This is a genomic window from Roseivirga sp. BDSF3-8 (assembly GCF_041449215.1).
In the GTDB taxonomy this organism is placed as follows: domain Bacteria; phylum Bacteroidota; class Bacteroidia; order Cytophagales; family Cyclobacteriaceae; genus JBGNFV01.
This window is the reverse complement of sequence record NZ_JBGNFV010000001.1, coordinates 4,134,248-4,155,634: the sequence shown is the minus strand read 5'-3', so window position 1 is coordinate 4,155,634 and position 21,387 is coordinate 4,134,248. Positions and strand designations below refer to the sequence as shown.

The 21,387-nt window shown below is 50.7% G+C and carries 15 protein-coding genes; 3 read left to right on the top strand and 12 right to left on the bottom strand.

Going from position 1 to position 21,387, the window contains the following annotated elements; all coding sequences use genetic code 11:
* The first annotated feature begins 18 nt into the window (after nucleotides 1-18).
* Nucleotides 19-252, top strand: coding sequence for a pinensin family lanthipeptide (locus tag AB9P05_RS17170; RefSeq protein WP_371910064.1), 234 nt, complete (start codon nucleotides 19-21; stop codon nucleotides 250-252).
* 93 nt (nucleotides 253-345) lie between these two features.
* Here AB9P05_RS17170 and AB9P05_RS17165 read toward each other — a convergent pair whose 3' ends face one another.
* The 6 genes from AB9P05_RS17165 to AB9P05_RS17140 form a co-directional block, all read right to left on the bottom strand.
* Nucleotides 346-1,524, bottom strand: coding sequence for a hypothetical protein (locus AB9P05_RS17165; protein ID WP_371910063.1), 1,179 nt, complete (start codon nucleotides 1,522-1,524; stop codon nucleotides 346-348).
* A gap of 159 nt (nucleotides 1,525-1,683) precedes the next feature.
* Entirely contained in the window at nucleotides 1,684-3,348 is a 1,665-nt protein-coding gene (locus AB9P05_RS17160; protein WP_371910062.1) for a tetratricopeptide repeat protein, read from the bottom strand.
* Nucleotides 3,345-5,153 (bottom strand): hypothetical protein, encoded by a 1,809-nt coding sequence (locus tag AB9P05_RS17155; RefSeq protein WP_371910061.1) that lies wholly within the window; start codon nucleotides 5,151-5,153, stop codon nucleotides 3,345-3,347. The genes AB9P05_RS17160 and AB9P05_RS17155 overlap by 4 nt, the downstream gene beginning before the upstream one ends.
* A gap of 371 nt (nucleotides 5,154-5,524) precedes the next feature.
* Nucleotides 5,525-6,067, bottom strand: a complete 543-nt coding sequence (locus AB9P05_RS17150) for a YfiT family bacillithiol transferase (protein ID WP_371910060.1) — start codon at nucleotides 6,065-6,067, stop codon at nucleotides 5,525-5,527.
* An 80-nt stretch (nucleotides 6,068-6,147) separates the two neighbouring features.
* Nucleotides 6,148-7,221, bottom strand: coding sequence for a serine hydrolase domain-containing protein (locus AB9P05_RS17145; RefSeq protein WP_371910059.1), 1,074 nt, complete (start codon nucleotides 7,219-7,221; stop codon nucleotides 6,148-6,150).
* A gap of 65 nt (nucleotides 7,222-7,286) precedes the next feature.
* The gene (locus tag AB9P05_RS17140; RefSeq protein ID WP_371910058.1) at nucleotides 7,287-8,087 is read right to left on the bottom strand and encodes a helix-turn-helix transcriptional regulator; all 801 of its coding nucleotides are present in this window, start codon (nucleotides 8,085-8,087) and stop codon (nucleotides 7,287-7,289) included.
* 239 nt (nucleotides 8,088-8,326) lie between these two features.
* Between AB9P05_RS17140 and AB9P05_RS17135 the strand changes: the two genes are divergently transcribed.
* Entirely contained in the window at nucleotides 8,327-9,427 is a 1,101-nt protein-coding gene (locus AB9P05_RS17135; RefSeq protein ID WP_371910057.1) for a M12 family metallopeptidase, read from the top strand.
* Nucleotides 9,428-9,440: 13 nt separating this feature from the next.
* Here AB9P05_RS17135 and AB9P05_RS17130 read toward each other — a convergent pair whose 3' ends face one another.
* A complete protein-coding gene (locus AB9P05_RS17130) occupies nucleotides 9,441-10,205 on the bottom strand; it encodes a DUF1835 domain-containing protein (RefSeq protein ID WP_371910056.1) in 765 nt (254 codons plus the stop codon).
* 89 nt (nucleotides 10,206-10,294) lie between these two features.
* Between AB9P05_RS17130 and AB9P05_RS17125 the strand changes: the two genes are divergently transcribed.
* Nucleotides 10,295-10,513 (top strand): pinensin family lanthipeptide, encoded by a 219-nt coding sequence (locus AB9P05_RS17125; protein ID WP_371910055.1) that lies wholly within the window; start codon nucleotides 10,295-10,297, stop codon nucleotides 10,511-10,513.
* Nucleotides 10,514-10,701: 188 nt separating this feature from the next.
* Here the strand turns inward: AB9P05_RS17125 and AB9P05_RS17120 are convergent, their stop codons facing one another.
* The 5 genes from AB9P05_RS17120 to AB9P05_RS17100 form a co-directional block, all read right to left on the bottom strand.
* Entirely contained in the window at nucleotides 10,702-11,040 is a 339-nt protein-coding gene (locus AB9P05_RS17120; RefSeq protein ID WP_371910054.1) for a HipA domain-containing protein, read from the bottom strand.
* A gap of 22 nt (nucleotides 11,041-11,062) precedes the next feature.
* Nucleotides 11,063-11,572 (bottom strand): HipA domain-containing protein, encoded by a 510-nt coding sequence (locus AB9P05_RS17115; protein WP_371910053.1) that lies wholly within the window; start codon nucleotides 11,570-11,572, stop codon nucleotides 11,063-11,065.
* A 71-nt stretch (nucleotides 11,573-11,643) separates the two neighbouring features.
* Nucleotides 11,644-11,964, bottom strand: coding sequence for a HipA N-terminal domain-containing protein (locus tag AB9P05_RS17110; protein ID WP_371910052.1), 321 nt, complete (start codon nucleotides 11,962-11,964; stop codon nucleotides 11,644-11,646).
* Nucleotides 11,951-12,175: a helix-turn-helix transcriptional regulator gene (locus tag AB9P05_RS17105; protein WP_371910051.1), complete on the bottom strand. Its 225-nt coding sequence runs from the start codon at nucleotides 12,173-12,175 to the stop codon at nucleotides 11,951-11,953. The genes AB9P05_RS17110 and AB9P05_RS17105 overlap by 14 nt, the downstream gene beginning before the upstream one ends.
* Before the next feature lie 101 nt (nucleotides 12,176-12,276).
* Entirely contained in the window at nucleotides 12,277-21,348 is a 9,072-nt protein-coding gene (locus tag AB9P05_RS17100) for a neuraminidase-like domain-containing protein (RefSeq protein ID WP_371910050.1), read from the bottom strand.
* Nucleotides 21,349-21,387 lie beyond the last annotated feature (39 nt).

The following is a 21,387-nucleotide window of genomic DNA, read 5'->3' as shown; positions in this document are numbered from 1 at the left end:
TACCAAACCCTCATTCAGATGAAAAAAAATACCAAATTAAAACTCGAAGACCTCCAGGTGGAAAGCTTTACCACTTCACTGGAGGAGAAAAAAGACGCGACCATTAAGGGTGGGCTGGAGCCTATCACCAGTGGCGTACTTCTTACCAGGGACGGTTGCCAAACGGGTAATCACACATGCCCAAGCCACCTGAATACGGAATGCTGTTCCTTTTACCGCTGCCTGAGCGGTAATTTCCTCTGTACGATCTAAACGGATAATTTTTTTAGACAAAAGGGCTGCTTTTATAAAAAAGCAGCCCTTTTTATTTATTGACCATTGTCACCGGGAGGAAAAGGGCTGTTTTCAGGCAAAGGAATGGCCGCCTCTGTATTTATTATAAAGAAACATGAGCTGCCAACCGGCCAGAATAAATACGACAGGTAGTACGGGGATGAGGAAGCGGCCACCCCAGTCCACAGAGGTAAGTGTGACACTGAGGGTATGAATAAGCAGGTAGGCAACGCCAAAAAGCCTGACAGAGATGCCCAGGCGTGAATTGGTAAGGGCACCTATAGCAAGCCCATAGGAAGGCACCAAATAGGCCAGGGCAAAGAGGTTATGAAAGGTGCTGTAGTAAGGCCGTGTGTGACTGAGAAAGAAGTACAGCTTTCTGATAAAAAGGGTAAACCAGAACGTGAAGTTGTGATAGATAAACAGTAACACCCTGGTAAGGGGCTCATACTCTTCCGGGGGAATAACCAGGTCATCGGGTACTTTTACATACAGCAGGCTGTTATCTGCATTGTACCCCATAAGATGGGCCAGGTACACGATCTCTCCCTGCTGATACTGCTCTACCAGAATAAAGGTGGAGAGCATTTTATTAGCGACGAACACCAGCCCCGCCGCCCCGCCTGCCAATAAGCCGATGCGCACGGGGGTGCCGGTTTTCTGCCAAACCCTGCCGAGGAGTACCACCACCAGTCCGCCGAAGAGGGCGATGCCCGTGGGCTTGGTAAACATGGTAAGCAGTACCACACAGGCAGTAAGCAGGCCATACGCTAAAGGCCTCTTCCCTTTCGTGAGGTAGCCGGATAATACGCACAGGGAGAGGATGACCATACTGGTGTAAAAGGACTCGCAAAGCAAGTGTGAATTCCAGCCGTTTAGATCCACATATCCAAGGCAAAGCAGTGCTACAAGCAGCCCGGTCATCAGGGAGCCGGTCCACCGGGCGATGGCCCTGTACAGCAGCATGAGGCTACCCCATGACAGCAGGTACTGGGCTATGATGATGGTGGCATGGGCGGTGCTGAAGGTAAGCAGCCTGATGAAAAAGATAAACAGCACGTAGCCGATGTAGAGTATGTAATGCTGCTGAATGTGGAACCCATCCTTCAGGCTATCGGCATATGTGAGGTACTTATAGGAGTCGTCGGATAGGGCCACACCATATTTGGCGTATGAGAAGGCCGACACCAACAGGTAGATGAGGGTAAGAAACAGGTAATGGTATATGGGAATCCGGCTAAGCTGTCTCACAGATACATTGTCATGGTGTGGCACCACTGCAAATATTCCGTATTTCCGGACAACTTACAATGGGAGGGCTTTAAAAGAAGTGTCCCCATAGTGCTTCACAAAAACTAAGGCCATCCATGCACATATGGATGGCCTTATTGTATAAGTATTATCTAAGTTCTATAACTGGAAGCCGAGCCCGAACTGCTGCAGGAACATCTCCTGGTCATAGCGGGCACCATACTTCAGCACCAGGGCATTACCAATTTTAAGCATCACGCCTGCCTCAGGAAAATAGCGAAACTCTGTGCGGTCACTATTTCTGAAGTATTCGGTTTCGCCATCGCTGCGGCTGCCATTATACCTTATAATGTAGGTATTGTACTCTTCATATACGGGGTAGTAGCCTGCTCCCCCGCCCATATAGGCATAGAGGGGATACACAAGCTTAAAGGTAACGCCTCCGCTCAGGGAAATATTTGCCAGTTTTTCCTCACCGGTAGCTTCCAGCACGTCATTTGGACTATCATGGTCGCCGGACTCATCCACTTTATATAATACATCGAGGCCGCTGAATATATCAGTGTTCATCTTGATAGTAATATAATGGCCGAGCTTATTCTTATTGAGCCTGCCAAAGGTAAGGCCGATGGGGCTTTCCTCATCGTAAGCATACAGCAGGTAGCCTGTACTGCGCTGCTTAAGCCTGCGGTCACACTTTTTGATCTTACGCTCACTGTAATCTGCATGCTCGCCGGAAGGGGCTACGGAGAGGTACGCTTTATAATTATGCCTGGCATTGCTCCAGTTATTGGCCTTTAGATTACGCTCGCCTTCCTCATAGTAGAGGGCGGACACGAGGTCGCGGATTTCCTGGTGGTCTGCATCATAAGGAAACCGCTCGATGTATTTATTATAATAGTCTATAAGCTTACTTTCATTGCGCTCCTCATAGTAGCCTTTGGCAATGGATTTATAGCTGCGCTTGATGAGGTTATTTATCTCGGTGATATGACGGCCCGAAGGGTACTGGTCGGCATACTTTTCCGAATCCGACACATATTTACTGTCCATCGCATTTTCGTAAGCCACTTCCTCCTTTGCATAGGCCAGTTTTCGCTGTATGGCACTATTTCCCGGCTTGTACTGGAGGGCTGTTTTATAGGCTGATACGGCCCGGTCGTAGTCTCCCCAGTCAGCATATTTATCTCCATCGGCCAGGCTCTTCTCAAACGCCTTTTTGTCCTTGATCATAGAGGTGCCGTCCAGCGTGGCGTAGAGCTTACGCGCTATTTTCTCTACGGTGGGGTCAGGGTAGTTAATCAGCTCTTCCAGTATCTCCATGGCACGCGGGTAGTTCTGTGTGTCCAGGTACAGGTCCACTGTCTGGAAGCCCACATCTGTGCGGATGGGAAAGAGCTGCCACGCCTGGTCATAAAAGGTGGCAGCGCGGGCGGTATTACCCGCATCGTGCTCGTAGCTGGCCTGCTCTATGTATTTGTTAAACTGCCGCTTGTCCCCAATGGTCACCAGTATGTTTTCGGCTATTTTCTTCTTCTCTTCATCGCACCAGATAAGGCCCTGGTTCACGAAGTCTTCGGCCATGTCCAGATCTCCTTCACTGTAGAGGGCCATAGCGGTGTACAGGTACCCTTCCGGCCGGGTGACATCAAGTATCATGGCGTCGGCACATATGAGCTTAACCATGGGAAAATCGCCCATGCTAAGGCTTTTGCGGGCGGCATCCATGTACTTATCGTAGTCTGTGGCCGACTGAGCGGCGGCTATATGCAGTGTGCCGCAGAAAAGGCAGCACAGTATCGTTATTTTGAATATGCTTTTCATTTGGCCTTATTTTTACGGACTTTTTCGAGAGCCTTTTCAAAGAATTCCTCCTGGTCTCTGCGGATCTTTCTCATGGATTCTACATTTTCCTTGATCACGCCTTCTAAGGAATAGGTATTTTCACCTGTCTGCTTATCGGTACCCAACACAAAGCAGGATTTTTTGCCAAGCATTTCCATTTCAACGCAACCTTTGATCGTGAGTCCTTCTTTTTCGTTCATAGGATCCTGCTCAAAGCGGGCCTTGAGATTAATGAGGCGAGCCAGCCCTATCTTGCTTTCAAAATGGGTCTGGGTACCGTCTTTGCCTGATTTGTAGGTGACATTGGGTATGCCGGCCGGCAGCTTGAGTATTTTATCATGAAACTCCTCCAAGCCTCCACCGCTACCCGGCAGGCCACCGAATAATTCTCTCACAATATCAATATCAGCCTCCGGCAGGTAAGAGATAGGGGTGTAAATGGCCCCGCATATGGCGTCTACCTTTCCGCACATATCCTCCATGCGGCTCAGTTCATCGCTCTTCTGTTTATTCCAGCTATCTATCTCAGCCTGACGCATCATCTTATTTTGCCTCATGAGGGCTGCATGGCTGCGTATCTGCTGATCGGTATTGGCCTTCATCTGATTCAGCACCTTTTCGCGGTTTTCAAATGCGGCCTTTAGCTGTTTCTCTACCGTGCCGCCTGCCTGGTCATACTGAGCGTCCAGTTGCTGCTCACGGGCATCCAGGCTATTGAGCTTTTGCTGCAGGTTATCCGCCTTTGTTTTAGCCTGGGTCACATAGTCTGTATGGGCCTTTTCCTTTGCCCGTGCAATGGATGCTAACCTGTTTTTCTCGGCCTCATACGCTTTTTTATCTTCTTCTGAAGGTAGTTCGGTGGTCTGCCACCTTCTTTCCAGGTTCTGCAGGTCATCAAGCGCGTCTTCATAAGCACTTTCGAGTCTGTCAGCCTCCATTCTGCTCTGGAAGTTGTGGTTGCTAAGGGCTGTGCGGGTGTTGTAGCGCTCGTCTTCTATCTGGTCGATATTATCATTATAGCGCTCCCTGAGGCGGTCATGGGTATCGGAAAAGGCCTCGAGGTATTCGGCATTGGCAGAGGCAAGCTTGTTATCTATCTCCCCCATGTTGTGATCCAGCACCTGGCGGTAGGCCTCTTCGCGCGTGGCTCCTTCCTGCCATTTCTTTTCCTTTTCCTCGTCCTCTTTTCTCACGGCATTGAGCCAGGCGTAGGCGGCATCCCCCATATCTCCGCGCTTACCTGGCAGGCCATTGGTGAGATTGAAGTTCTCCTGGCGAAGGCGGGCAATCTCATCACTGGCATCGGCTATCTTGTCACTATAGGTTTTATCCGTGTTCGTAATGTTATCACGGACCTTATCCAGCTCGCGCTTTTCGTAAGCCTCGTACTCGGCCATGGCTTTGGCATAGCCTACGTAGTACCAGTGATCCACCACACATATGGGAGGTGGCCCGCCGGCATTACAGGTGCCGGGGTTATACTCTTTATATCCTTTACGGGCTGTTTCGCGGCGGTTTTTCCAGGATTCGCTGTTCTCTATCTCCTCTTTTTTATCCTCCAGCCGCTGCCGTGCCTCCTTTAGCTTTTCTTCTTTTTGCTGGCGGAAGTGTCCCAGGTCCGCTTCAAGGACGGCTATCCTCTCGGTGTTTTTCTCGATGGTCTTTTCATCCTGGACAATCTCCTGCACAAGTCGTTGCATATCACTGAGCGCCTCACTCCGGCTTTGTCCCAAAGCGGTGACAGGCCCTATGAGCACACACAGTCCGATAAGAAAGTGCTTCATAACGTGGTGGTTTAGTTCTTTATAACGCCGGATAGGCCTGTGTACCACTTCAGGTGAGCAGCAAGGACAGTATGTTACCCGACAGAAATCAGGTAAAAGTACAAATTGTTAAGCCTTTTTTACCAAGATATAGATGAGTAATATTATATTTTTAATTCAAATATTTACAATAAACAGAGCGTCAGGAAGTTGCATAGTGTGAGGTAGGCCTCCTGTCATGGATGATCTGACAGGCTGAGGTGCATTATTACCTGGTTTACCTGGCGGCGAGGCTCTGATAGCCTGCCGCCCATGATGATGGGAGCCGGTAAGGTTCCGGCCCGGGGTAAAGTGAGATGGCTAGCCCGAGGAGGATTATTCAGTAAACTGGCTTAGTTGTATGCCCCTGCTGCCTTCAGGGCTTGTTTTATGTGCGCGAGGTGATGCCTCCCATGCCAGGCATATGTGCCGATGGTCTCGCGGAGGGTAAATTCACGGTTGTGCTCAGGGTGTACAAAGCGCCGCCCCAATTGATCAGAGGTAAGGCTTCTGAGAAGCAGCGCCCACCTGGCATGCAGGCCGCTAAGTATCATCAGGGAATGGCTGAGGTCATCCCCAAGCGAATCGGGAAGTTCGGCCCAGCGGTCTTCAAGATAGGGCCTTATGGCAGGCGTGTCTTCTGTAAGGGCAAGCTTAAATCGCATCAGGCTATTCATATGGCTGTCAGCACAGTGGTGAACGACCTGCTTTATGGTCCAGCCTCCGGGGCGGTAACGCCAGTTGACTTGGGGGTGGCCGAGGTCTTTGGTCAAGGCGGCTAATTCACCGGGAAAAGAAGCTATTTCATTGATCCAGCCTTCGAGCTGATCAGGGGTGATCCGGGCAGGTGCATTAAATTTTCCTACAGGATAACTGAGAGAAATATCTGTGTTCATATACCCAATATAGGAGGTATACCCATATTGCCCTATAGAAAAAGGGAGCAAATGTATGCTCCCTTATATGCCTTCAATTACTACTGCTCTATGGCAGGCAGAATGTAGTCGTTAATAATGGCATCGGTATAATCATGGGCCTGCCTGTTTCCGTAGTTGGTGGTAGTGATAACGACGGTCATATCCAGCTCAGGTATGGCGAGCACCTTTTGGCCACCATTACCTGCCATGGAGTAGGCTTTGTACTGTTCATTTTCACCGAAGCCTTTAAGCCAGAAAAGGTAGCCGTATTCCAGGCCGGGCCTCACCTGCACCTTGGGCGTGGTGGCTTTTTCGATCCACTCCTGAGGGATGACCTGCTGGCCATTCCAGCGGCCGCCATTGAGGCACATCTGGATCAACTTTAGCAAATCCCGGCTGCGGTACTCACTGCCGCCGGCTGTATTCAGTATGTCCTGCGGGGTGTGGTGTAGGGTATATTCTGTGATACCCAGGGGCCGGAAAAGCGCTTCTTTTGCCAGCTCTTGGGCAGACATGCCGGCAGCGGAGCTGATCGCTTCGGCCAGTGTAGCCGCTCCGGCGGTGCAGTAGCTGAATGACCGGCCATAGGGCAGCTCTTCGGGCTTTGGCCCAAAGGGGTATGACCGAATGGGCAGGTCGAGGAAGAAGCCGGTCCAGTCTTCTATGGGGTACATGCGCTCTTCATTACCCCTGGAGTAGGGGTTAGAGTCATCGCACTCAAGGGGGCTGCTCATAGTAAGCAGGTCCTCGAGGGTAATGCTGTCCTTGCGCGGGTCGGGGTTATCTACGGGCAGCTTATATGCGAGGTGGGTAAAGAGCAGGTCTTTTTCTGAGTCAAAGTAGCCGCGGTCTACGGCTACGCCGGTGAGTAAAGAGGCTATGGTTTTGGTGGCAGAGCGGGTATTATGCCGGCTATTTTCATCGGCTCCGTTATAATAGCGTTCCACTATGAGCTTTCCTTGTCTGGCTACTAACACGCTTGTAATCTCTCCGTATGTACCGGCTGCAATGGTGCTGTCGAGGCTGCTAAGCTGCGGGTGCTGCAGGTAGTAACTGTCTTTGACATGTATCTGGGCCGAGGCTGCTGTGGTGCAGAGCAGCAGGGCCAGGGTGAAAAAATGAGTTTTTGACATGATTATGGTTGTTGTTCAGCCTGCAAGGTATGGCAGCCCTTTCCGTAAAAATAGAACAGAATTAACTACAGGCATTTTCTTATCTGGCCGGGGGTACAGCCATAGTATTTCCTGAATACACGGGTGAAGTGGCTCTGATCTGCAAACCCACACATGTAGGCTATCTCGGTAAGGCTACACGCGGAATGCAAAAGATAACTGAGGGACTTTTGCACCTTCATAAGTCTGACATACTCCCCAAGGGTGCAGGCAAGGTATTTGGGTACAGCGCGACTGATATGCACGGGATGAACACCGAGCTGGCGTGACAGGGCGGCTAGGCTGAGGCTCTGGTCCGGATCATCGTGCAATAGTTCCTTAAGTCTGGCTATCCAGCCGGGGGCATGGGCTTCCCGACTATCCGTCTCTTGTATATTCTCACACAGGTTTATAAGCAGGAGCTGAAGGGAAACGGGCGACAAGGAATCATTGGCTTTAAACTCAAAATAGATGCTGCAGATGAGGCGGTGAAGCCTGGGGTGGTCCAGGGCGCGGCTTCCCTCCCACAGGGAAAGATCGGTAAGGTACCGGGCAGCCCACTCACGGTCGAACTCGAGGTGAAAGCCGCGTGCGGCGGCTGAATGTAGGCTGTTAAAATGCTGTTCCTGCCAGTTATGAAACAGGAAGGTGCCGCCGTGACAGTGGGTCTTCTGCTTTTGGTTAATGTCGTACAGTTGGCCGTCAAGCACATACATAAAGTAGGGGTTTTCATGATAGTGCCAGTCGGTTTGCCTGGCGAGGTAGTCATATTCACTCAGAATAAGACCATCCTGCTTTAGCTCTGTTCGGCGAGCGCCATAGTAGGTGCCCGGGGTGAGTATTTTCATGTATAGGTGTTTGCTTCTATGCAACTTACCGGTTTATCCCCGGCATGAAAAGACTATTACATAAACGGCGGCCCTCCATACCTTCCTGTGGCATAATATATCATCACCTGTGATATAAGAATGGGCTACAATTGACTGATAATCAAATAAAAAGTAAAAACTATTTCATATAAACAAATGCCTGCGGTGTGTGAGAAAGACGACAAAACCAGTATTAAATCTCTATAAACACAAAGGCGATGAAATACGAAGCACAAACAGATTATTCGGAAGTAGAAAAGAACAAGCAATACTGCCGCCTGCCGCCCCAGCCGGAACGGGACCTGCCTGATGACATACTCCCCAGACGGGCGGAGATTATCATTATCAATGGCAGGAAGTGGGTAAATGGCACGCAGATTCACTACTGCTTCTGGGACCACACGAAACATAATTGCCTGCGAAGCTGGACGGCGGCAAGTGAGGAGGAAAAGGATGTGGTAAGGGATAGCTTCCGGGAGTGGAAGGAGGTGGGTATCGGACTGGAGTTTATCGAAGTGGAGGACCCTTTTGAAGCAGAAGTAAGGATAGGCTTTCAACAGGATAACCGCTCCTGGTCCTATATAGGCACTACGGTGTTGCAGATACCGCAAAATGCCCGAACGATGAACTTTGGCTGGTCCCTTACGCGTGACTGGTATGGCAAGGAGACGGCGCTGCATGAAATAGGGCATACGCTGGGCTTTCCGCATGCGCATCAGAACCCGAACGCGGGCATCGTGTGGAATGAACAACGGGTGCTGGAGTACTTCCGGGGTTCGCCTAACTTCTGGGACGATGATACCATACACCATAATATCCTGCGAAAAGTGAGGCAAAGTGAGGTTAATAGATCGGAATGGGACAGTAACTCGATCATGCAATATAACTTTCAGGCGGACCTGATCGACTCCCCCCCACCCTATAATCAGGAAGGAATACGCCCTGAGGCAGGCCTTTCTGATACGGACAGGGAGTTTATACGGAAATTCTACCCTTCCCTGGCAGAAGAGGACTATGTGGAGCTCCGGCCTTTCCGCTCGGAGCATGCCACGCTACAGCCGGGGGATCAGATGGACTTTATCATTAAACCCGAACGGTCGAGAACGTACATCATGCAGACGTTTGGCCCGGTAGACACGCTTCTTGTGCTATTTGAGAAGCAGGGAAGTGAAAACCGCTACCTGGCGGGTGATGATGACGCGGGCTTTGAACGGAATGCACGAATTACCTTCAAGCTGCTGAAGGGGCGGGAGTATATACTGCGCCTGCGCTTCTACTACTCCAGCCAAAGTGGCGACACGGCAGTGATGCTATGGTGAATAACCAGCAAGGCTAACTGCTTGCGAGTAGCTTATCATACAGGGCTTTTACCTGCAGGTCGCCAAAGCCGTAGATGGCTTCTCTGCGGGTAAACTCTCTGAAAACGGGGCCAAACTCACGGGTCTGCAACTCATCCATGATCCGGAGAAGGCTACGCTCCGGCCGGCCAGGGCCTCCTTTTACAGGAAACCGGTCCAGGTGAGCTTCGACGGCAGACAAAATGAAGGGGTACTGAGACTGAAGGTTTGCGGCCTGAGCATGCAATTCTTTGGGCTTACCGGCTTTGTATAGCTCCCAGAGGGCTGCTATTTCGCCCGGGCTTTGGATAGGCTTACGTTGGTGAAAGGCATTCATCAGGGTCTTCTGGTCAAGCGCGGCGAAGCTGTACGGGGACTGTTCTCCCGGTCTTATCAAAAACAAGGGGTTGCTTTTGCCATAGTGCTGCAACAGCCATACACTAAACCAGAAATTGACCTGGCAAAACAGGTCGTCTTCAAACCAAAGATTGACTTCTGAACCGGCGGGTATAGTGCCTATTTTCTGTATCTCAAGAGCAGATTTATGGCGATAACCCCCGGCAGTGGTGTCTGGGTAATTATCGCTTATATGCAAGGCGCGGGTAGTAAAAAAGCCATCAGGATATTTGCCGCTCACACTACCCTCGACCAAGGCCTCGCGCAGAACAATTACCTCACCTGTAAGCTCATCAGGAAAGTGATCCTTTAAGGCATCTCCATTAAGGATATGGTGCTGAGGTGCAAGGCTGTTCGTTCCCATGGTCCGTTGTGATTATAATTTTTTTAAGAAAATTTAGCAAAACAGCCTAATTATCTTAAATTAACAAAAACCAAATTAATACTATCATTATGAAAAAAGGAAAACTAAACCTTGATCAACTGGAAGTAACCAGTTTTGTAACAGCTGTCGACGAAAACGTATGCATGAAAGCAGTAGGCGGATTACCCCCAGATAATGGTGGCGAAGAGGCTGCACCCCTGGATCCGGAGTGGATACTGGGAACTCGTGGAGGCTGTACACATTGGGAAAATCTGTGTAACGATACCCACGGCCCCGTTTGCGCCTGATATATAGCTTATATATAGAAAAAGACCGCTTCAGGGCGGTCTTTTTTGGTTTTAGCTTGTATTCCTAAGCCTGATCCTACAGGCGGCGAAGCCCTGCCAGGTAAATGTAGTAATCGATATGTTTATAGGTCTGACTCTGAAATCTTAGTTGTGATGTTTAATGAATACCCCCACATTTGCGGCTAAGCTTACAGGTTAATCTGCCGGAAGCGATTATCAAGTACGGCATGGTAATTCTCTTTCAAGTTTTCAGGTAAAAAACTAATATTTATAAAGTCATGCCATTCAGGTAATACTCGCTGAAACCTTTTAAAGATGTTCTCAATCACCTTTGTATTGAGGCCTGAAGATGACATCGCATTTTGAAAATCAGAGAGCTTAAGTTTCTTCTTCTTTCCATTAAGTGTCAACGCAAGCTCTTCATCATCTCCTTCCACAACCAAAGCTGAGGCAACCAGATCATATGCCGGGCTAAAAACGTACCCCTGCTCAGGATTTTTAAACAATGAAAAGTTTTTTAGATGCATATCGTTATTTCCAGTGAGAAAGCTACAAACTACCCTGCTCAAAAAAGGTAACTATATCAAAACCCGGATTACTAAAGTATTTAATAATTGCTTTGCCTATCTGCTCGTAAGAACCTTTGTATTTAGCTTCTGTGAGCCGTTCGGTAAGCTGGCACATATCTTCCATGTGTCTCTTTCCCTTCCCTTCCCGGTCTATTCTTTTAGTAAGGTAAGCTAGTTCACCAGACTTCAATCTTATGAGCGTATGCTTCATAGTTGCCAAACCGGCAATTTGTGCCGGGTGCATGGTCAGGTCTTCCAGCTCGGGCAGTTTGGGGTAGTAATCCGACTGGGGTTTTAAGATGTAGCCGCCCCTTACACCCATAATGGTAAGCTTTGAAGTGGCTGCTTTACCGGCGGGCTTATTCAGACCAAGTGAAAGCTTTGGTTGAACGCCAGTTACAGTACTGTGTGAGGCCACTACTTTTTCGGCCAGTTCAAGCATCTGGTCACTGGTATAGTCCAGCAAGGGAGGCTCAGAACTATTAAACATTTGCTTACTGCAAACTTGATGAAAATCAGCCTTATGCTCAATAAGTGGCTTATAGCAATACAGACAGCGGGTCATGCTTCGTAGGGTAGTATGCTTACGGCTCCTATGCAGTCCCGGCATGTTTGTAATAATAAGCCCATACGATCTCTGGCATCGAGCTTCCAGTTTTTTTCAGCAATATCAAGCAGCCAGCCTTCTGGTATAAGGCCATCGAAAAACGGGAACAGCACATTATTCGAATAAGACTCTGACTGCAGGGGCAGGGTCAAACTTATCGGCTCAGAATCGGGTGCATTCACGTATTCCTCGAGGTATTGAAAGGTATATCCGCTTTCATCCTCTATTAAGTTTCCTACGTGATCATCGTACATATAGACTTTAGCCCTGCGCATTCAGTATTCTTTCACGGTTTAGGGGCACCGGACCCAGCTCAGCACCAAACAGCATAAGTACCTGGTTTACCTTATCCATTTGCAGGGAAGGCTTGCCCATTTCCAGTTCTCTTAAAAACCTCAGACCAACCCCTGCCTTATCTGCCAGTGTCACCTGTGTCACGCCTAGTCGCTTTCTTTTTAATCGTACAAACTCTCCTACTGATACCATATGATTAGACCATTATAGCCGAACGGGTACGAAAATAGTCAGAACTACCACAATTATACCCGAACGGGTACGAAAATGACTTAAACACTCATATCATACTGTCAAAACTCATACTTCACCACCAGAATCAAATCCTGCAGATTCGCCTTGTCACCTTCAGCGAGGTTGAGCTTAAACTGCGTATCGAGGCTTATGGCATTGGTTTCATTGATGCATAACTCCCAGTCGCCACTATGCCCGAGGGTCAGATCGGCATCGTCTACCTGAATGGTGATATCGGAGTGGGCACCTGCTACTCTGGCTATTAGCACCACGTTGCTAATGCTGGTGCTCAGTGGCTGGGTAAAGTAGGGCAGCCTGTCTTTGGTGATGGTTGGCAGTGCCTCGCCTTCGGTCTTAAGCATGTGCCATTCATTTGGCATTTCATGACGCAGGCTGATGGCCTTGTGCATGCCGGTTTTGCTAAGCTCCTGGCTTATACTGTCCGCCGTTTCGGCCAGTGTAGAGGAGGCGAGATTACGTAGCGTACTACCTCCCTCACGGGCAGTGTATTTGACATGCAAAATTACGTCACGAATGGTCTGGTAGTCAAACTGCTGGATTTCGGGCAGCTCGAAGCGCCAGGTACCTACTGCTCCGGCCCCTTCGAAGGGCAGGAAGCGCTCATCACGGAAGTTCATCTCAAACAGGCCGCTGTCATTCTGCGCTCCGCTGGTGGCGATGCTCTGGATAGTACCGATGTTATAGAGGAAGCGGGGGTCGTTACCGGGGTCTTCCTGGTACTCTTCGAGCGGGCTGGCGGCTCCCTGTGCTTTGGCTGTGTTCTTACGCACTTTGTTAGCTACAAGCGACAGCTTACCGGCTACGGAGGTGTAGGGGCCTGCTATACAGGGTATGGAAATACTAACGGACTTAATACGGCGGAAGTAGTGACCGGGATGGTCCATATCATATAGAGCCTCGGGCACCTCAAAATCGCAGGAGCCGGTAGAACGCAGTTTGATGAGCGCCAGCGGATCGAGCATATCGAGTGAAATGTGCTTGGTAACTTCGTACTCGCGCTTATTACTGTCATAATAGCCGACCTCCATTCGCTTGAGGTCATGCAGCAACTGATCTGAGGCGAGCAGGCCTTTTTTGAGACTATCCCAATAGCCGAAGTCAATAAATGTATCGGTCGTGCCCAACTCATGCTGATAGCTCTTTTCGGCTTTCTTGGCCATGTCATAGGCCATCTTGTAGGCACGGTAATACACGCTTGTAATCTCTGAGATCATCCACTGGTACAAATCCTTATTGGTATACTTATCGCGCATGAAGGCCTCGGTCTGCTCGCTGTTCTCTATCTGGATGTCATGATTTTCGAGGTCTTTCTCGTTTCGCTGTTTGGTGATCTCTGCCACGACGATCTGCTGATCGAGGTGTTTTAGTTCTTTGTCTGCGGTGCGTTCCTGCAGCTTCCAGTCTTCCCAACGGCGGTCGTAGCCGCCGAGTATGCTGGCGCGGTTGGCCTCATAGTTGGCTGCACTGCTGAGAATATTGAGCACGCTGGCGGCGGCATTGGCTGCCTCGGCAAGGTTAGAGCCTCCGAATGTCGCATGGAAAGCAGGAGAACCACCGGCTCCATGACCACCGATGTTGAAATCAGGTATGAGCCCGAGTATGGCCCCGGTAGCCTGTACGATCTGGGAGGCCATCTGGAAGTCCTGTCCCTCGCTGAGCTTGTCCAGGTTCAGTTGCTCGTTGGCAATGATCCTCTCGATATTTGCATAATAGTCAAAGCGCTCCTGTGTGGTTTCTTTGGATTTATTGAGCACTTCTATCTGCTCTACCGACTCTTGTATCTGTAGCTTTTTAATGTCCCGCATATGTTTCAGTACCTTGCGTTCCAGACTGTTTTGCAGCAGGGACATCTCTTCGGCATCCTTCTTCTCCAGGGCCTGCAGCAGCGAGCTTCCCAGGCTGCGGACTTCCTGTACAAGCTCGGTGGCCTTCTGGGCCAGGGTCATGAAGCGATAATGTGGCAGCGGAGCATTCATACCGGCTATGACGGCGGAGATGTCCAGGCCTGCGGCGGCTGCTTTGACCAGGGCACCGGGGTCGATGGGAGGAGCAAAGAGGGCCAGGGTCCTTTCCACGCCGTCTATATTGCGGCAGTTGCGAATCTTCCATAGCCTGTCATCGATGGTATCCCAGTAACCGAGCATTTTATCATTGAGCGGTATACAGAAGTATAGGGAACTCAGGGTTTGGGGTACGGGGGGTAGCTCTGCGCCACCCTGGGGCAGTGTCGTTATGTCGGGAATCAGGTTTTCCAGTTCTACGAGGGCATTGCCGAAGGCATCGAGGTCGGCCTCTATCTGGTTGTAGGTCTGATAGGGGGGCCTGGCTACGGGTGGCACCACTCTGGGCTTATCTCCCAGGAGCTTATGGGCCAGCATGTAGTATTGGGTAGCCTGTACGATGGACTCCATTGTGTCCATGCGAAAGTGGTAATCGCCACAGTCGATCAGGGCCTGCAGGTAGTTCATCAGCAGGGTTTTCTGATAGGCCACGGGGCGGAAGCGGGCTACGGTATGGGGCCGGAAGGGCTTATCCCGCCACTCTTCTATGGCAAACTCCAGCTCGGCGATCTCGGGTGTACCGGGAGTGGCTACCTTGTATAGCAGGGTGTCGATCCGCTGGTATATGTAGTCGGCTGTGGTGTGCTGGTAAAAGGGCTTAGTGACCCAGAATTTATTAGGCACGCTACCTGCCAGTGTGCCGGTGGGGTTGAACATATAATGGTACCAGGTGAAGGCCTCGTCGAATTTCTGATCGTCGCGCAGGCGGTTGGCGATCATGAGAGGGGTGTGGTAAAACAACTCCCAGTTGTAGCCGCTGTAGCTGCCCTGGCTGGTAAAGTCGAAGTCTTCCACCGGATAGGGCTGCACGATCTGCGGAAATGGCTGATAATGTGCTCCAAAATCGAAGGGGATCTGCTGTAACTGAAACTCGCGTTTCATGATACCTTCCACACCGTCATTGTAAAGCACTTTGCGCAGATTACACATAAGCGGATAGTAGAGGTTACGCCAGTCTTCTCCTACGGATAGGGTTTTATAGATATTCAGTTCCTCCACGATATACAGATAGTCGGGGTCGTTCTGTAATTGCTCCATGGTGGCATTTACATCCTGGTTTTCCTGATAGATTTGGATGTATTTTTGGATTATGGCGCCTATCTTATCCAGCAGATCGCGTATATCGGAGAAGGTGCGCCTTACCGGCACGGGCTCGCCTTCGGCATTATCCTGCTCACCATACAGGCCGGGGATGGCTACGTAAGCATGGTTGCTGTCCTCAAAGAAATAGGGAAAAAGGGTGCCGAGTGGTACTTTAAAATACCTGTCGAGAATATCCAGTTTCCCCAGCGCATTCTTCAGAATCATCATGAATATCCAGGCGATCAGGTCAAACAGATTGAACTGAAAGGGGTGTGTAATCCTGAACTTGCCGGGGGTATTATTCAGCCTGTCGTGAAGCCCTAAGAATGAAAGCACATGGAAAATGACCAGGCTATCGGGTGACTCGAGATGCTGCCTTTCGAAATACCGCTGGGGTCTGAGGTGGGCATCGAGTATGTCGGGGAAAAAATCCGGATAGGAGACGTAGTAGTCATAGTCTGCGATAAGCTCGGGATAGCCTTTGCAGCCTGCTATATCGAACAGGCCGTCGAGCCGGTGATATTCATTGTTACCTTCCATATTGGTGTGGAAGACGGCGATACGATCGAAAAGGGGATTGTATATGAGATTATAGACATCATGATTAAGGTCTGCATCGCTTATGCTGTAGGGTCCGGTGATAGCATCCTGTGATACCTTCTTGGGTTTCCATTGTTTGTTGGCATACTGACTGATGGCAAGTTGTATCCTTAAGCGCTTTTCGGGCTTATTCTCATCCGCACCCTGTGTGGAACCATTGGCGTCCATCGGGGGTACGTCGATATTCTGGTTGGGATTGGGCTCTTCACTGAAGATGGGCCAGGCGAGGTGAAGCCGGCTGTTTCGCTTGAATGCTACGACCTGGTTGGCGGTGATTTCCAGGGGTACTTTTTCCCAGGGTGTCCAGTATCTTTCGCTTTCGAAGCGGCGATAATAGTATTGTGGCGGATCGCCACCTTTGGAGCGGGCAAATACGTGCATGGTGTATGCCTCCTTTTCGTAGTAGGAGGCCATTACCTCCAGGAAGGAAATTTCGTCCAGGGCTTCCACGTACCTGATCACGGCATCTTCGGCGGTAAACTCATTGAGCTCGTTTTGGAGAAGGGTGTTTTCCAGATCTGAGAAAAGGAAGGACTTATCGTCCAGCAGTTCCGGGGCTATCCAGTTTTCAGGGTAGAGGAATACTTTGCGGTTGGCTTCCCATACGCGGTACATCTTCATCCATTTCCACTGGTCCCAGCCGGGATCGGCTTCGGTGTCGGCGGCGGTATTCAGTTCCAGCCCCATGAGGCAGCGCTGGGCGAAGAGTTGTATGACACCGTGAGCCTGCACAATGCGGGAACTGGGCATACAGGCTTCCATCTCCACATCCACCAGGTAATGATCATACAGATCGGCGGTGGTGGTCATGTTTGCGTTTTCGGCCAGAATGTAGGCCACGAGGGCATCACGCTTCTGAGGGCGAATGGCATTCATGATCTCTTTGAGGGTCTCCAGCCAAAGATCGCCGGAGTAGCGGGTCTTCAAAGCGGCGCGAAGGGTAGCGGCATCCAGGGCTTCCAGTGTGGCTTTTGAGGCTTCCACGGCCTGGTCTACCGTTATATTCATCTTGCGGATGTAGCCCATGCATTTCTCGAGTCTATGCCAGGTGTCAGGGTCTTTGTAGTCATCCACACTCCAGGAGAAATGATTATGCAATGCCTCTACCTGCTCACGATCGTAAGCCGTGATCACGGCCACCTGGTCCAGCCATTCGGCTGTACCTATTCCATCTATCAGCTGATCGAGGGCACCGGTGAAAGTGTAGGGCCGCTCGGGGTCGGCAGGGTTTTCCAGGTCGGGGTAGTTCTTGCTTACGGCCGCCATGCCACTTAGGGCAAGCCATGCGTCATAGTCAGCATCTGACTGGCCGGTAGTGTAGGGTATATGATCGGGCTGCAGCCACTCCATAAGTACAGGACCGGCATTTTGTAGCCACCACTCCACATCTGCAGCAGGCAGATTAAGGGAGTCAACGAGGGGCAGCATTTTATGTAATAGGCGCAAAGCACTGTACTGATCACCGTAGGTAGCTTCGTCTATGGTGGGGTAGGTTTCGGGGTCGGTGGTATCTATCAGGCTGTCGTCTGTAAGCAGATCGTAGATGAGGGAGCCTCCGGGCTGGCCGAGTTCGGATGACAAAAGCGCGGCATTGACCAATTCGCGGTCCTGGCGATAGGCCTGGCTGAGGGTGGTGAGTAGGGCTTCTTCTTTTTCGACCAGGTAAAGGAAGGCCAGAAGAGGGTCGAGTATGCTATCGATAAAAGCGTATTTGGTGGCAGAGGCAGTGGGGTCTGTATTGTCCTCGCTGTCATCTATAGCCGAGCGGGCGGCCTTTACGGGATTGGTATCGAGGTAAAAGGAAAGGCCTTCGTCAATGATGGTTTCAGCTTCCGGGTTCGTACCCTGGTAGGTGCCCAGGGCCATGCTCACAATATTGGCTGCCGCCTCTTCAGTCACCTCCGGTACACGTAGCAGGGTCTGCTTAAGTAGTACGGAAAGCTCCTCTACGGACATTTCATTATGATAAGGGGGATTGCCAGCTATATAAGCTTGGGCATAGACCTCCTGCAATACTTCGAGTATTTCCTCTATTTTTTCATCGTTGATAATACGCTGGTCCAGGTCTTCGGCCTCATGCCGGAGCATAAACTTGACGTCGGAAGCTGACAGGGCGGAGTGCTTGGCTTTATCCAGGTAGTCCAGGAAAGCCAGGGTATCGGCAGGGCTGGCAAAGGGCTGCAGGCCGGTGAGCTCCCGGTAGATGAGGTAATCTTTGATACTGACCTTGCGTTTGGCACAGAGGCGTGCAGAGGCATACAGGTAGCTGAGGTTGGCCCAGCTCAGGCTTGTGTCGGCAAGGGTGTCGTACAGCCGGTCAAAGTCCTCTTCGCTTATCTGCAGGGCGAGTGACACGGATGTTTTCTGGTCGGCAATGTCGCCGCTATCGGTGATGTTTTCCGGCAGCAGGCTTTCGTCTATAGTGCCATTTACGGCTTTGTTTAAAAATACCTTTTGGTAAAGGGGGACATACTTTTCATTGGTGGTGAGGGTATGGGGAATCTCTCCGTAACAGCCGGCCAATTCTTCTATTTTCAGACCGGTCCTGTCCTTTATTTCCACCAGGCGGCCGAGTTTGATCAGGCAGGCTTCATTAAGGCTTCCATTCCCGAGGGTACTTTGGGTAAGGAGGGCATCGATAAGCGGGAAGCTCCATCCGGTCGCCTTGCGCAGGCGTAGTATCCGGTGGATCTTGTCCAGCCCTGCTGCGGTAAGGTTCTCAATGCGTTTCTGGGTAAGGTCACAGCTCTCGTCGAGGTGCCTGATGAAAAGGTCGCCTGGGTGAAAGGCCATTTCGAGCATTTCTTCAAGCTCTTTATAGGTAAGCCCGGTCTTATCGAGCATATTTTTCACCACCCGCATATCGGCGAGTACGGTCCCCTGGGTATTCCAGTAGCTGGCCTGGTTACCTGAGTCTATCGTGACGATGATATTTTTTTCCTGAGTAGTAAGGCCCAGCCGCTCGGTGGCGATGGCAATATCGGCCGGATTACCACTGCTTTGCAGGGCTTTCATGAGGTCGGCACGGCCTATGCCGAAGCGCTCGAAATAGGCGCTGGCCTCGGCATGATCCAGGTCGAAGGGCAGCCCGAAGGCATATACGGCTTTTTTGAGGACATCATAGGCGTCTGCGTTGACGTGGTACGGCGCAGCAGCCAGTTCAGCAGCGGTGCCGTAGGTTTGCCTCAGTTCCTTGATGTTCCAGTTGCCTCCGCCGGTACTATGTATCTTCAGCACAATCTGCTTATCACGCAGGGTGTAGTCTCCGTTTACATCCTGTGGAAATATCTGGGCCCTGTCTGTGACCTTGTAGCCTGCGGCGGTAAGTTCATTCAACAGGTTATTGCTGATACCGCCTTCGGCTATTGTGTCACCATAATCGAAGCCTTTATCAGGGCTTACCACTTCCTCGAGTATTTCACACACGAGGTCGATGTAGGGCACGGGTACGTTGGCATTGTCACAACTCAGATCGAGGTCACCCAGGTCGGGGCGTCTCTCAAAGAGGGCATCTTTGGCATTGTTAAAGGTGATGGGGGCTTCGAGGTCTTTTACCTTTCTCTTATCGAGAAACTGGAGCAACTCTACCATATAGGCGGCGGGGCTGTACACGGAGCGGCAATGCTCGCACTCGCACATATCGGTAAGCTGGAAGAGGGTTTTGAGGGTCGGGAAATCGCCTTCTACCGAAGCTAGTTTGTTCATGAGCTTTACATCGCTCAGGGCGGGCACTATGGCGGCCTCCCGCATGTCCCGCAGGTCGGCGGCCACCATAAGGGTGGCGGCGTGGGTGGCTTCTGCTTTGCGGAATATGGTTTCTGCCTGATCTTCACTAAGACCGGCTTCAGGCGCTATTTCATTGATGAAGCGTCCGCGTCCGGCGGCTACTATACCCTGGGCGGAATGGATTTTATGCTCATTAAGCTTTTTGGCCTGCTCGTAGCCTATGTTCAGACGGAGAAGCCGCTGGTGCTTTTTGAGCCTGCTCTTTAGCTTCTCGTCTTTCTCTTTGTTAAGTTTTTTCTCTTTAAAATAGGTATCGACAGAGGTCTCTTTCAGGTTGAATTTCTTCTGTTTATTTAGAAAAGCGGTAATCTCTTTATCGTCTTTACTGAGCTTGCTATCGGCCTGCATATGCTTCAGGTAGGCTTCGGCGGGGTATCTGGCCTCCAGATTTTTTGCCAGGGTACGGGCGTGGAGTTCTACGGCTTTTTTAGTAAGCTTTACCCTGCCTGCCTCTCTGCCACCGGTTTTGACCTTAGCGAGCAATCCTTTCCAGTCTTTGGCGGTGTAGCCCACCAGCTTACGGAGATCATCTGTTTTCTTTACTTCTGCGGCTTTTATCACCTCGTCGGTGATTTCTTTGTTATAGCCTAAAAGTGATCCGAGCTGCAGGCTTACTTCGGCGTTTTGCTGGTCGTCTTTGGTTTCGAATACTCGTTTATCTTTGAGCGAGGTAACGAAGGCCTGCATATCTCCGTGGCTACTGGTAAACAGGTCCTGTATCAGGTTAATCTTGTCGCCTGTCACGAGGCCGGCCAGGATATTGAGCACCTTACCGGGTTTTTCTTCCTGCTGGTAGCGGGTGGCTTCTTCCCGGTATTGAGAGAGTATTTCCTGGGTCTGGTTGTATTGCTTTACGGCTTGTGCCGGTATGATATTCCGGTCGGCTGCCTTTCGAAGATCATCGGTTGCACGCCTGGGGTCCAGCAGAGCCATATCATATACCAATACCTTCAGGTCATCATCCAGATTCACCCCGGTCCGCATCCGCAACAGGTCTGTTGCTCCCTGGTTTAGGAGGGTACCCATTCTGAATAAGCCATATGACACAGCCGTGGGCAGGTCAAACTGTGCCTGCAGGCGATGTGCCACCACCAGGTACTCGAGCCTGTCTGTTCTGATACCGGCCTCCCGGTTCAGAAATGATATATCCTGTACCTTATCACTCTCATCCAACCCTTCTACACCCACCTCACCACGCAGAGGCTTTATGTCATTGAGGTGCCGGGTGTACTCGTCATTGGCCCGCTGCACGCTTTGCTGCAGCCGTATATTAACGACCTCACGCTTCCGGGCGTTGAACCTGATTTCCCGCATGGGCGGTTCATACAGAAGTTTACCACCTTCGGCGGTATAAACTTTTACGGCCAGGTCGGGGTATTTCTTTTCAGCGGCAAGAAATTTAGCCGGAATGTAAGGGAGGTCATACAGGCCGTCACGGCCTGTGTAGGTCTCCCCTATCAGCTCCTCATTACGCATGTCGCGGTCATATACTCTGATAAGGAGGCCGTCCTGGGGTACATTAGCGATGTCGGTTACCCTGCCGGATACGTGGTGTTTGGTGGTTTGGTTTTCGGTTGGCATGGTTTATATGTGGTTTAGGATGGGTTAATTCGTTTGAAG